This is a genomic window from Algoriphagus terrigena DSM 22685 (assembly GCF_000429445.1).
Lineage (GTDB): Bacteria > Bacteroidota > Bacteroidia > Cytophagales > Cyclobacteriaceae > Algoriphagus > Algoriphagus terrigena.
Genome location: NZ_AUBW01000016.1, coordinates 128,208 through 141,083, shown reverse-complemented (window position 1 = coordinate 141,083; position 12,876 = coordinate 128,208). Strand labels below are relative to the sequence as shown.

The following is a 12,876-nucleotide window of genomic DNA, read 5'->3' as shown; positions in this document are numbered from 1 at the left end:
TTCGAGGGAGCCGACACTTGATGTAAGTCCTATATTGCATCGTGTCCAAATGCCTCCAAGAACGCTCCGGCGCATAATCATAAACCTTGCAGAACTCTCCGGATCCAGCGTCTTCCAATTGATCCAACACACAAACAACCTGTATGTAGATCTCCTCCTTTGTTAAATCCGAATCTACAGATTCAACTATCCAACCGTCTTCCAGATCAAGCAGCTTTGTGAAAAAATTCTCTGTGAACATCTTTTTGCCTAAAGATACCATTTCCATTAAATTCGTGGTAGAACCATTTTTTTCTCCCAAAAAAGCCGCCTAAAACTATTCCTCCAGATCGTTTTGATCCAGGTAATTTTTCACCTGCAGGGCTCTGAGAAAAACCAAAATCAACGGAACCAGCCAGATCAACTCGTTGAAGACGAGGTGAAAAATGCTGCGCTTGTTCCATCCGAGTTCTGAGGCAAATCCCAGCGCAAACCAAATCGCTGAAATACTTTTTCCGGTGATTCCTGCCAAGATCAGCCAGACCCAAGTCACGGGATAAAAGGCCGAAACAAAGATCAGCAGACCGACAATCAGCCCAAAGCTCCCGAAATAATTGGAAGGCAAATCCACCAGTTCTGGATTTCCCATCGCCAGCCACTTGAGCAATGGCGGCCCCAGCCACTTATAGAAAGCCGACCAAGCGATCGTGTACATTCCTGCCAGCAGCAACAATCCTCTGAAATGCATTGGGAATGTGGGGAATGCCGGTTTTTGATCCATCGGTGGGTTGATTTATTTGGGCGAAAGGAACACCTTTAAGACTACTAATCTTCGGTGTCCTATGCAAAACTATCCAATGCAGCGTAAAAACCACTTAAAGCTCCGCGCTTTTATGATCTTGGGAGCAGCAACATTTCTAGCCTTGGGATTTACGCTGGGAAGAAATGCCGGAGAAATTACCCCCGCGACCATTGATCATGCTGCGGAGCTGATTGGCTTGACTTTTTCCCCTTCGGAAAAAGACAGCATGCTCAGCGCCCTGAATACCCAGCGGGACAATTTTGAAATCCTGAGAAAGACCAAACTCGAAAACTCGGTCAGTCCCGCGCTTGTCTTCAATCCGCTTCCGCAGGGATTTTACCCCAATCAAAATCAGGAGATCGCGGACTGGGGACTTCCCCAATCGGTAACCTTGCCGGAAAAGGAAAGCGACATCGCTTTCCTCCCCGTCCATCAACTCGCCGTCATGATCAAAAGCAGACAAATCAGCTCCGAGCGTCTGACCAAGATCTACCTCGACCGGATCAAAACCTACTCTGATACGCTCCAATGCCTGATTACCTTGATGGAAGAGCCCGCGATGGCCAGAGCCCGTGCGATGGACGAAGAACTTGCCACTGGAAAATACCGCGGTCCGCTTCATGGAATTCCGTATGGAATCAAAGATCTATTGGCGGTAAAAGGCACCAAGACGACTTGGGGTGCCGCACCTTACCATGAGCAAGTCATCGATGAAACAGCTACAGTGGTTCAAAAGCTCGATGCAGCCGGGGGAGTGCTCGTCGGAAAATTTACCTTGGGAGCGTTGGCCATGGGAGATGTGTGGTACGGAGGAGTGACCAAGAATCCCTGGAATCTCAAGCAAGGATCGAGCGGTTCCTCGGCAGGATCTGCGTCCGCAGTGAGCGCCGGGCTGGTCCCTTTCGCTATCGGGACAGAGACCTTGGGCTCAATTGTCTCACCCTCGACCCGAAACGGCGTCACCGGACTTCGGCCGACTTTTGGCCGGGTGAGTCGACACGGTGCGATGGCACTGAGTTGGTCGATGGATAAGATTGGGCCGATTTCCCGATCTGCTTTGGATAATGCGATCGTACTGTCTATCCTCAATGGAAAAGATGAAAAAGACGCTTCCACGATCCCCGCAGCTTTCAATTACTCGGCTAAGAATGACGTCAAGAAACTCAAGATCGGCTACTTCAAATCCTTTTTCGAAGGGGATCGGCCAAATATCAAGAATGATCAGGCGGTACTGGAAGTGTTGGAAAATCAGGGAATTGAGCTGCATCCGCTGGAACTCAAGCCAAGCATGAATCCGGGACCGATTGTGAACATGCTTTTGGTGGAGGGTGCTGCAGCATTTGATGAACTGACCCGCCTCGATCTGGATGATCAATTGGTCGCGCAGCACCGCAATGCCTGGCCGAATATCTTCCGCTCAGCGCGATTGATTCCGGCTGTTGAATATGTCCAGATGAGCCGACAGCGGACGCTTTTGATCCAAGAGATGCACGAGCTGTTTGCGGGATATGACGTGATCGTGACGCCCTCGTTTGCAGGGCAGCAGCTGCAGATCACCAATCTGACGGGTCATCCTGCGCTTTGCCTGCCCAATGGTTTTGCAGAGAATGGAGGCCCTACTTCGATCACACTACTCGCGAATCTGTTTGACGAGGAAAAACTCATCATGCTGGGCCGGCTGATCCAGAAAAACACTGACTGGCAAGCCAAGCGCCCTCCGATGTTTGACAGATGAAACCTATTTCAGTGGGCGGATATATGCACTTTTTTGTTGTAGAAAAGCCTCTCGGACAATTTTGACCAAATGCCAGATGATTAAAGAAGAAACATTTACAGACTTTGTGACAAAGACATTCAAGTTCCTACAGACTGAATTTCAATATGAATTGAGTAAAAGAGAGGTTAATGGAAACGTTTTCTATGACGTTGAGTACACAGACAACAAGTCAAAAATTATTTCAATTTCATTAGAGACAATCGAAAATTATGTTCGAGTGATAATATTTACTCTAGACAAAGGGAAAAGGTCCGACTATGACGACAATTCAAAGACTTTTCATTTAAGAAATTTGACAGACAAACACTTAAAAACTTTAGACAAGGCTGAATTCGAAAATAATCACAGACACTTTAAGGACTTTGAAACAAAAGACAAGACTGAAAAAATGATTTTAAAATCAGCTAAGGACTTGAGACTTTGTTTAAAAAATATTAACGACTGACTAGGGCCAGAAGTCTTTCAAACGTTCTTGATATTTGCTACCTGATGCCTTCAATCCACTACTTCACCACTCCCGAAATCTTAATATGCGTCGGGTCTAGAAACCATACTTTTTGGGTGGTTTCGATGGTGTAGTGATCCACCTTTTCGGTTGCCAGATTCATATAAAAATCGGCGATGGTGGTGGTGGAGAAAAAGAGATTTTTGTCAGCAGTCTTAATACTCACCGATGTGGGATATTCCTTGATGTATTTGATCTTGATCTCCTTCACTTTTCCTTTTGTGTCAGGCAAAAGTCTGTGAATCAAGTATTCGCCCTCTGTCTCTGTGGAATAGGAAAGTGCCATCGCAGGCGTATTGATATCGGCGCTGTAAAAGGCCTCGAACTCCTCTTTCCATTCTTTCAGCGAGTAGGTTTTTTCGACCGTCGTCTCTTCCCCGTCGATTTCGGAGAGTTTCGTCACTTCTGCCCCATCGAGTTTGGCAAGCTCCAGGTCCATAAAACCCTTCAGATTGAAGTAGGGAAGCTTTTCCAACTTTTTCCCTTCCTCATGGGATACACATGAAAAAGCTGCCCAAATGAGCAGCCCGAATGTTAAATGGATCTTCAATTTCATCACTTTAGCAAGATATCTCCGGTCATCTCCTCCGGAATCGCGACACCGATCAACTTCAGGATAGTCGGTGCCAAGTCTCCGAGTTTTCCGTCATTTACGGCGAGTTGGTCATGGTCATCAACCATGATTATCGGAACTAGGTTCGTGGTGTGCGCGGTATTTGGCGTGCCGTCTTCGTTGATCATCATATCTGAGTTGCCATGGTCGGCAATCACGATGATGGTATAGTCATTGGCCAAAGCCGTAGTAATGACGCTCTGAGCGCATTCGTCCACCGCTTCGCAAGCCTTCACTGCTGCATCAAAATCGCCCGTGTGACCCACCATGTCGGCATTTGCAAAGTTGAGGCAAATGAAATCAGCGCTCTTCTTTTTCAGCTCGGTATTGATCTTGGATGCGATTTCATAGGCGCTCATCTCCGGTTTGAGATCGTAGGTCGCTACTTTCGGTGACGGGCACAGGATCCTGCTTTCCCCGATAAATTCCGTCTCTCTTCCTCCGGAAAAGAAGAACGTCACGTGTGGATATTTCTCCGTTTCGGCGATTCGGATCTGTTTTTTGCCAGCTCTCTCCAGCACTTCGCCGATAGTATTATTCAGGTTGTCCTTGTCAAAAAGCACCTCAACTCCCTGGAATGTGTCATCGTAGTTCGTGAAGGTGATGTACTCCACGTTGAGTTTTTTCATGTTGTAATCCTCAAAATCCCGCTGGGTCAATGCCTGGCTGATTTCTCTACCCCGGTCTGTGCGGAAGTTGAAGCAGATTACCAAATCGCCTTCCTGGATCGTCGCAAGCGGCTTGTTGTTGGCGCCGACGTGGATGATTGGACGGATAAACTCATCCGTGACGTTGTTGTCGTAGGATTTTCTGATTGCGGTGAGGATGTCTTTGGACTTTTCTCCCTCTCCATTGACCATCGCGTCATAGGCGAGTTTTACTCTTTCCCAGCGGTTGTCGCGATCCATGGCGTAGTATCTCCCCACGACGGAGGCGATTTGTCCAGCGGAAGTTTTCAGGTGCTCCTGTAGGTCCGTCAAGTATTTGATTCCACCTTTTGGATCGGTGTCCCGTCCATCGGTGAATGCATGGATGAACACCTCCTCCATTTCGTGAAACTTCGCTGCGTCACAGAGACCTTTCAGATGGTCAAGATGTGCGTGGACACCGCCGTCTGATACCAGACCGATGAAATGGGCTTTTTTGCCAGCTGCTTTTGCTCGCGCGAAGGCAGCGGCCAAAACAGGATGCGTATTGAGTTCGCCGTTGGCAACGGCTAAGTTGATTTTGACGAGATCCTGAAAAACAATCCGACCGGCACCGATATTCATGTGGCCGACTTCAGAGTTGCCCATTTGACCTTCTGGGAGACCCACGGCCAGACCGGAAGCTTCCAGCTTGGCGTGAGGATATTTAGTGTAAAGGCTATCCACAAAAGGAGTCTTGGCTTTGTCAATTGCGGAAACCGCCGGGTTGGTTGCGATACCCCAACCGTCCAAAATCATCAATAAAACTTTCTTGTCCATGCGGCAAATATATTACTTTTCAATCCAATCTTTCCCCCGAATTCTTTTCTGACACGACTTGTCCGCGTCATTTTTGAAGCAGAATAAATGAAGTTGCAGCGGTTTTTTTTGGCTTGGATTTTGCCAACGAAGGCTGATGCTAGTGCTTAATCTTTTCCTGACAGTTTTCCTGTGGCTTTCCAACCCCGACCAAGGGGGAACTATTGAGCCGATCGTCTCGGCTATCGAAAGTGGCTCCAGCAGTGATTTGGCCCGGTTTTTTGACTCTAGCATCTCCATGAATGTAAACGGCCAGCAAGGAGAATATTCTAAAAACCAAGCCGAAATTGTCTTAAAGGACTTTTTTAAGAAGAATCCTTCCCGCGGTTTTTCCCTTGTGTTCCAAAACGAAAATCCCGGCAGTCTCAGTACTTACGTTGGTGAATATTCCAGCGACCCGGGAAAATTCCAGGTTTTCATTAAAGTCTCTCAAAATGGCAACGGAGTCCGGATCTACAGTCTGGATTTTGTAAAAAGCTAAGTTTGAAAAGCTCAAGCCGGTAGTTTTGGCTATTTTTGCGGCATGAAGCCACCCTATCTGACCCCGGAAGCTCTCCGATTTTTTATCACCTCAGCGCTGCTCGAAGACATCGGCCCCGGAGACTATTCTTCTTTGGCATCTATCCCTGCGGGAAAAACCGGCAAAGCCCAGCTCCTGATCAAAGACGAGGGGATTTTGGCTGGATTGGAACTGGCCGGAGAGATATTCAGGGCCGTCGATCCGGCACTTCAGGTTGAGTTTTTGAAAAAAGACGGCGACGAAGTCAAAGTCGGGGATGTGGCTTTGCTTGTCTCAGGACCATCCGCATCGATTCTTTCCGCCGAACGGCTCGTGCTCAACTGCATGCAACGCATGAGTGGGATTGCTACTAAAACCAACCGATTGACCCAGCTGATCTCGCATACCAAGACGAGACTGATGGACACCCGCAAGACGACTCCGAACTTTCGAATGATGGAAAAATGGGCCGTGCTGATCGGCGGGGGCGTAAATCACCGTTTTGCGCTCTACGACATGGTGATGCTGAAAGACAACCACGTGGACTTTGCCGGAGGGATCAGACCCGCGATAGAGAACACCCAAAGATTCCTCGCTGAAAAAGGCCTTAACCTCAAGATTGAGGTCGAAACCCGAAATCTCGACGAAATACAGCAAGTTCTGGACGTCGGCGGCATCGATTATATCATGCTGGACAATATGGACTATGACACGATGAAAACCGCTGTGAAGCTGATCGACGGGCGATTTCTAACCGAGGCCTCTGGGGGAATTACCGAAGAAACGCTGCCGCTGGTCGCCGAATGCGGAGTCGATTTTATCTCCATGGGTGCGCTGACCTACTCTGTCACGGCGTTGGATATGAGCCTAAAGGCTGTTTGAGGAAAGAGTGAGAGGGCAGCAGCAAGGTTCGTTCTCGCTTAGACGCTAGAGACGCAGAGTTTTCTACTCTTTGTGTCTTCTCGCTTTTGCGAGAAATTCTATTTTGATTCTCTTATATAAGATAGACGCCTTTCCTTCCTTACTTTTCAAGAAAATCCAGATTTCTTTTCAAGCCTGAAAACCTGGTGCGCTTCACTGCTGACTTGTCAAACACTCGCCGAAACGTCTCCTCGGTCATTTCGACCCACTCTTTGTTTGAGAAGCTGGCTAGTTCTGGATTCGGCTTAAACTGGGGCTCCTTGTTTGGCTTGGAAAAACGATTCCAAGGACACACATCCTGACAGATATCACAGCCAAAAGCCCAGTTTTCCATCTTTCCCTTGAACTCACTGGGAATCGCATCCTTTAGTTCGATCGTCAAGTAAGAGATGCAGCGGGAAGCGTCGATCACGCCATCCCCCACGATCGCATCCGTCGGGCAGGCGTCGACGCAGGCTGTGCAGGTTCCGCAATAATCTTTCGCCAAGGGAGCATCCGGACTAGCTTCCAGATCGATGATCAACTCCGCCAAAAAGAAGAAACTTCCCATCTCTCGATTGAGTAGCAGGCTGTTCTTTCCCAACCAACCCAAACCCGCTTTTTGAGCCCATTGCCGCTCCATCACGGGAGCAGAATCTACAAAAGACCGACCGTTGATTTCTCCGATTTCCTCTCGGAGGATCTCCAGAAACTCGGTCAATTTCTCCCGAATCACGAGGTGATAATCGGCTCCATAAGCGTATTTGGCTAGCTTGATGTCGGACTTTCCTTCGGGGAACTTCTGATTTGGATAGTAATTGTAGATGAGTGAGACGACTGTCTTGGCTCCTTCCACCAGCTTAGTGGGATCGAGTCGCTTGTCAAAGTGGTTGGCCAGATAGCCCATTTGACCGTTGTAGTTTCGGCTGAGCCAGTCGTCCAGTTTTGGCGCCTCGGCCTCCAAAAACTCTGCCTTCGCTATCCCGCAAAAATCAAACCCCAGCCGCTTGGCAGTGGATTTCAGGATGGAAGCATGTCTTTCGGCGGGACTCATGGCGCAAAGATAGGTAATCGGAGTTTTCGTCAGTTCAAAATGCAAACAGCCCGAACTTTCGAAATTCGGGCTGTTTCTCGTTGATGGAATTCAATTTTTACCTCGCGTAGATCGTCAGTTTCTTCATCGCCCAAGGTTGTTCGCCCTTCTCAGCTGCCTGAATTCGTACAAACTTGGCGCTTTCCTGAGTTTTCAAACGTGCGGTATTGATTCCCTTTTCGCCGACTCCGGTTGCAACCTCTGTCCACTTGGAACCATCAGCGGAAACCGACACGGTATATTTCAGCGGAAACTGCTCATCTCCCGAGTCAAACTGTATTTCCGCCAGATTTTGCTCCTTGGGAAGCTCCACTTGGAACCACATGCCCGGCTCCTGAGGAGTTTCTGTTTTCCAGCCTTTGAAGGTAAATGCATAGGAGGGATCTTTGGTCGACCCGACTCCCTGAAGCGCCGTGCTGCTCGCGGTTACTTTCCAGGTATCCTGCGGGAAAAGTGCTTTCGGGATTTCCCCGACCAATTCATCGTAGTTATAGTTGGAGTTTCTGGCTTCTGTTTCTTTACGAAGTTGCGCGACAAAATCGGCATCCACAAAACTGCCCTGATTCCCAAATTCATTGCGGATATAAGACACCACTGAGGCGATCCACTGGTCGTCGTTGGTGTTCATGGCGATCATCACTCCCTCGTATTCTTTGCCCTCGATCGCCCCGGTCAGGCCGTGCAGCAAGGTTTTCACCGCGTATTCTGGATGGCCCATGATGCGTGGCGAACCGGAAAATGCCGGAGCGATCAGCTCTCCGCCGCCAGTTGGCGTGCCAAGCCCCTTCACTCCGTGACAGGTCGAGCAGTAGCTGTCAAAGATGGTCTTGCCCTTGGCAAAAAGCACTTGCTCCTCAGGTGAGTATTTGGTGGAGGCCAGCTTTTTCGCCTCTTCTTCCCGTTCCAAAAGTTGAGTGGTGACTAGCTGAACGCCTTTGGTTTTATTCGCCTGCTGACTGGACTTAAGAAGTTTGTCGGCATCTTCGATTTTCAGGATGTAAGCGCTTTGAATCGCCTGGATTACCACGCTTGGATCAGCGTCCAGAGCCATTGTGCGGTAGTTTTCCGCCAGGCTTTTTTCTCCGTATTTATACAGCGTCTCACTTGCTCTCAAGGCTTGAATCCGAATAGCCGGACTCGGGTCTTTCATCAGGTTTTTGACCGTTTCGGCTTTCAAAGCTCCCAGCCCTTCCAAAGTCCAAAGCGCATGGATTCTCGCCAGTTCGTTGGTGGAGGTATTGACCATCTTTTCCAGCTCTCCGGCGACGGATTTGTCTTGTCTGAGGATGATGTTTTGCTGGGCCTGATCTCGCCACCAGCCGTTGGGGTGCTCGAGGTGCCTGACCAGCTCGGCGGTGGTTTCGTCGTACATGCGCGGCTTTTCGGTACTTCTCGGCATGCCTTCGTAGCTCAGTCGCCAGATTCGGCCGTTGCCGATGATGTCGTCCATCTGATATTGCTGGATCTTGGTGCGCAAGTAGCTGCCGTCCTGCGTCCAGTTTCCCTCTTGGATGATGCCGCGGTACATATCGACGATATACATCGTGCCATCAGGTGCGGTGGCGATATCTACTGGGCGAAAAAGCGGATCGGTTGATTGGATAAACTCTGTTTCTGAGGCTATGTATTCGTTTTGGAGATAGGTGAGTCCTTCTTCTTTGGTAGACTTGACCTGGCGGACGATTCTGCCCACAGGTTCGCCGTAGAAATATTGCCCGATGAGTTCCTTTGGAAGTTTATCACCGCGAAACACGTCATTTCCAGCTGATCCTGTCACATTATTGAGGGATCCGTCAGCCTTGGTTTCCCGCATCCCCGGTTCAAAATCTGCCAATTTAACCAGGCTATAAGGCACTCTGAATCCTTCCTGAAACTGACCCTCTACGCGGAAATTTCCATAGACGATGGGAAAATTGAAATTCTGCGGCACTCCGCCGGCACCGTCCTGAAACCACACCTGACCGTAGTTGTCCTGTGCCACGCCCCATTGTCCGTAGGGATTTCCCGTCGGCTCTTGGATCACACCGTCAGGCGTCCAGCGAATCCGGTGGGCATTGTAGGTGCTGTACATCCAGTTGTCCATCGTCCAGGTGAGGAAGCTGGTCTGGTGCTCGACGTTGCCGGAGCGGCCTAGACCTGTGGCGAAAAGCTCCTTTTTGTCGGATTTGCCGTCTCCATCCGTGTCGGTGTATTTGTACACGTGATCCTCGTTGGACTCCATAGACAAGATCGTATTTGGTCCGAAAGGAACTATAAAGCGAGGAAACACCAAGCTGTCCAAGAACACGACGCCTGTTTCATATACGCCGTCATCGTCGGTATCTTCCCATCTGGAGATGCGTGAGGTGGCAAAAAGCTCCCCGTTGGCATCGATATCCTGCATGTAGCTGCGAAGCTCGAGGACATACATTCGCCCGTTGCCGTCAAATTGAATCGCCGCGGGTTCACGGATCTGCGGCTCGGAGAGGATGGGTTCGATCTTGTATCCAGGCTTGAGTACAAAGGTTTTTGCTTCCTCATTGGCAGAAACCGGAATCACCGGAGGCGCAGGTGTCAGGTCAATTCCTTTCCAGCGGGGAGATTCCATGTCCACGTCGGCCGGAATGGCAATACTTGGATAGGGAGCTTCGGCACGTTTAGGATCCAGACTTTCCGCCGGAGAAACATCAAATGGGGATCTTTCCTGCTTGCAACTGGACAATGCGACGATGGAGAAAAGTGAAGCAAAAAGGAGTTTTTGGGATAAGTGCATCTTAAATCAGAGAAATTTAACAGACCGGAGGTCTATTGTAAAGGGACTGTGCTTTTTGAGGCTTGATTTTCGGGAGGGCAAAATATGGTTTTTTGCCCTAAAGGAGGTACCAGCAAAATAATTTTTCGGACTATAGGGCGGAGAGAACTACGCAAAAAAAGGTGTCCCCCAATATCCCTTCGAGGCTTGTCAGAAAAAAGCCCCTTGAAAATTCGATTCTTTTTCTGAATCACACGTATATTTATACTAGACACGTGTAGCTATGAAGACGAAACTGACATTGACCATCAGAAAAGAAATTGTGGAAAAAGCCAAGATGAAAGCCTCAAGTCAGGGGATTTCTCTTTCCCAGATGTTTGAAGAGATTTTTGATAAGGAAAATCCTTCAATCCAATCCTCAGAATCACAACTTGCTGCTAGTAGGTTGTTAAAAAGACTGGAGGAGATGGAGCCGACTCAGGCACCGCAAGTGTCCGACAAAATTGCATTGACCCGATATTTGAAAGAAAAATATGGTTAAGATATTTTTGGATACCAATGTGGTTTTGGATTTACTTGGCAAAAGGGAGCCCTTTTATCAGGATGCCAAATTGTTTTTGAGCTTACATTCCAACGGCCTGGCTAGACTGCAAATAGCCGAGAGTAGTTTGGGTAATCTCTATTACCTAGCATTCAGTGTTTACAAGCTGCCTCATTCTGAGTTTGTAATGAATAAATTTATTATGGTGTGCGACGTACTCTCGGGAGGGAAGGAAGTGATCTATAGGTCTTTAGAATCAAATTTTAAGGACAAAGAAGACGCCTTGCAATACTACACGGCCTTAGCCAACAAATCTGATTTTTTGATTACCAGAGACAAAAAGGATTTCAAATACGCTGAGGAAATTCCCGTTCTATCCCCCCAAGAATTCTTTGCCTCCTAGACCCGAGGCTTTCGCTTCAAGTCCGGTCGATCCTGATACCATTGCTCGTCAAAGGTTTCTTCTACTTCCACTGGAGCTTTCAGTACCGACCAAACCATCCAAAGCAGTAGTCCGGGCGAGGCCAAGAAGATCCCCCAAATCAGAAAATGCGCGACATTCATCTGAATCAACGTGACAAAGACGATCAAGATCCCGGTCACTAGTCCTACAGCTGCGAGGTAGTTTTTCATCTTTTTCGGGAATTTTCTCTGATATAGTAAACTCCATATCGCTTCGTGATGTTACCTCTTTAGCGCAACGGAGCTCTTCGAGAGATCCATTTCCATCGCTATTATTCTGAAAAAAGCGCGTTCTATGGACGAGCTTTGCTAATTTTCAACAACGTGCCCGTCTAGTGTCTCGCATCTTGCTACTATCGTCTTAGAATGAAAGGATTTCGGTTTACCCAATATGTGCCTCCCAATGATCCGGAGAAAAACACCTTCGAAAACCTGCTGAATATTTTTCTGCAGCTGGTGACCATGACCGGCGGTGACGTCGCGGAAGCCCTGAGTTGGCTCACCAACCTGGACAATCGCTACGGCATGACCAATCCAAACTACGGCATTGGAGACTTCATCGAAGACCTGAAGACCAAAGGCTACCTGACCGAGGAAAACCAAAAAGGCGAATTCAAGGTGACCGGCAAAGGAGAGCAGACGATCCGGAAAAATGCCTTGGAGGAGATTTTTGGGAAGCTGAAACGTGGAAAATCCGGGCAGCACAAGACCACCCATTCTGGCACGGGCGATGAGCGAGGGACCGATCGCAGGGCTTTTGAGTTCGGAGACAATCTGGATCAGATCGCACTGACAGATTCGCTGCGGAATGCACAGGCAAACCATGGTTTTTCAGGCGATTACCTGCTGACCGAGGACGATCTGGAAGTGATGGAAAACGAGGTTCGATCCCAAACGTCCACCGTGCTGATGATCGACATCTCCCACTCGATGATTTTGTATGGAGAAGATCGGATCACGCCTGCGAAAAAAGTGGCGATGGCCTTGGCGGAATTGATCAAGACACGCTATCCGAAAGACACGCTCGACATCATAGTATTCGGAAATGACGCCTGGCAGATCGAAATCAAAGATTTGCCTTTCCTGCAGGTTGGGCCCTATCATACGAATACAGTGGCGGGATTGGAACTCGCCATGGATCTACTCCGCAGGAGAAAAAACCCAAACAAGCAGATCTTCATGATCACCGACGGCAAGCCGACCTGCCTGAAAGTGGGCATCAAGTATTATAAAAATGCCTTTGGTATTGACAGCAAGATCCTCGGTGAGACGCTGAAGCTGGCCGCACAATGCCGAAAACTCAAGATCCCCGTGACGACCTTCATGATCGCTTCGGACCCTTACCTGAAGGAATTTGTCAAAGAATTTACCAAAGTAAACAACGGGAATGCCTACTACAGCAGCTTGAAAGGGCTTGGCGACCTGATTTTTGAAGACTACAGAAGAAACCGAACCAAACGCTTTTGATC

Annotated in this window: 13 protein-coding genes and 1 pseudogene; 7 read left to right on the top strand and 7 right to left on the bottom strand. The window is 48.6% G+C overall.

The annotated features are described in order from the left end of the window. Together G459_RS30270 and G459_RS0115515 are read right to left on the bottom strand one after the other, a co-directional pair. Window positions 1–268 (bottom strand): annotated as a pseudogene (locus G459_RS30270) (hypothetical protein); the annotation flags it as partial. A gap of 48 nt (window positions 269–316) precedes the next feature. Beyond that, complete coding sequence (locus G459_RS0115515) at window positions 317–760, bottom strand: hypothetical protein (RefSeq protein ID WP_035456115.1); 444 nt, start codon at window positions 758–760, stop codon at window positions 317–319. A gap of 61 nt (window positions 761–821) precedes the next feature. On the opposite strand from G459_RS0115515, the gene G459_RS0115510 reads away from it, so the two are divergent. Then, window positions 822–2,516, top strand: coding sequence for an amidase family protein (locus G459_RS0115510; RefSeq protein ID WP_026968456.1), 1,695 nt, complete (start codon window positions 822–824; stop codon window positions 2,514–2,516). 76 nt (window positions 2,517–2,592) lie between these two features. Then, window positions 2,593–3,003 carry a hypothetical protein gene (locus tag G459_RS0115505; RefSeq protein ID WP_026968455.1) on the top strand — a complete coding sequence of 137 codons (411 nt, stop codon included), beginning with the start codon at window positions 2,593–2,595 and terminating at the stop codon, window positions 3,001–3,003. A gap of 58 nt (window positions 3,004–3,061) precedes the next feature. On the opposite strand, the gene G459_RS0115500 is transcribed toward G459_RS0115505, so the two are convergent. Further along, window positions 3,062–3,619: a hypothetical protein gene (locus G459_RS0115500; RefSeq protein WP_026968454.1), complete on the bottom strand. Its 558-nt coding sequence runs from the start codon at window positions 3,617–3,619 to the stop codon at window positions 3,062–3,064. Beyond that, window positions 3,619–5,142 carry a 2,3-bisphosphoglycerate-independent phosphoglycerate mutase gene (gene gpmI / locus G459_RS0115495; RefSeq protein WP_026968453.1) on the bottom strand — a complete coding sequence of 508 codons (1,524 nt, stop codon included), beginning with the start codon at window positions 5,140–5,142 and terminating at the stop codon, window positions 3,619–3,621. The genes G459_RS0115500 and gpmI overlap by 1 nt, the downstream gene beginning before the upstream one ends. Before the next feature lie 136 nt (window positions 5,143–5,278). Between gpmI and G459_RS0115490 the strand changes: the two genes are divergently transcribed. Beyond that, window positions 5,279–5,662, top strand: coding sequence for a DUF4783 domain-containing protein (locus tag G459_RS0115490; protein WP_035456112.1), 384 nt, complete (start codon window positions 5,279–5,281; stop codon window positions 5,660–5,662). Between the two features lie 42 nt (window positions 5,663–5,704). After that, window positions 5,705–6,562, top strand: a complete 858-nt coding sequence (nadC, locus tag G459_RS0115485) for a carboxylating nicotinate-nucleotide diphosphorylase (RefSeq protein WP_026968451.1) — start codon at window positions 5,705–5,707, stop codon at window positions 6,560–6,562. 139 nt (window positions 6,563–6,701) lie between these two features. Here nadC and queG read toward each other — a convergent pair whose 3' ends face one another. Further along, on the bottom strand, window positions 6,702–7,634 hold the full coding sequence (gene queG, locus G459_RS0115480; RefSeq protein ID WP_026968450.1) for a tRNA epoxyqueuosine(34) reductase QueG: 933 nt from the start codon (window positions 7,632–7,634) through the stop codon (window positions 6,702–6,704). A gap of 97 nt (window positions 7,635–7,731) precedes the next feature. Then, window positions 7,732–10,425 (bottom strand): DUF7133 domain-containing protein, encoded by a 2,694-nt coding sequence (locus G459_RS0115475; RefSeq protein ID WP_026968449.1) that lies wholly within the window; start codon window positions 10,423–10,425, stop codon window positions 7,732–7,734. 262 nt (window positions 10,426–10,687) lie between these two features. Between G459_RS0115475 and G459_RS27705 the strand changes: the two genes are divergently transcribed. Together G459_RS27705 and G459_RS0115465 are read left to right on the top strand one after the other, a co-directional pair. Further along, the gene (locus tag G459_RS27705) at window positions 10,688–10,945 is read left to right on the top strand and encodes a DUF6364 family protein (protein WP_035456109.1); all 258 of its coding nucleotides are present in this window, start codon (window positions 10,688–10,690) and stop codon (window positions 10,943–10,945) included. After that, complete coding sequence (locus G459_RS0115465) at window positions 10,938–11,348, top strand: type II toxin-antitoxin system VapC family toxin (protein ID WP_026968448.1); 411 nt, start codon at window positions 10,938–10,940, stop codon at window positions 11,346–11,348. Before G459_RS27705 ends, G459_RS0115465 begins: the two co-directional genes overlap by 8 nt. Here G459_RS0115465 and G459_RS0115460 read toward each other — a convergent pair. Then, window positions 11,345–11,578 (bottom strand): hypothetical protein, encoded by a 234-nt coding sequence (locus G459_RS0115460; protein WP_026968447.1) that lies wholly within the window; start codon window positions 11,576–11,578, stop codon window positions 11,345–11,347. The genes G459_RS0115465 and G459_RS0115460 overlap by 4 nt on opposite strands. A gap of 195 nt (window positions 11,579–11,773) precedes the next feature. On the opposite strand from G459_RS0115460, the gene G459_RS0115455 reads away from it, so the two are divergent. Then, window positions 11,774–12,874 carry a vWA domain-containing protein gene (locus G459_RS0115455; protein ID WP_026968446.1) on the top strand — a complete coding sequence of 367 codons (1,101 nt, stop codon included), beginning with the start codon at window positions 11,774–11,776 and terminating at the stop codon, window positions 12,872–12,874. Window positions 12,875–12,876 lie beyond the last annotated feature (2 nt).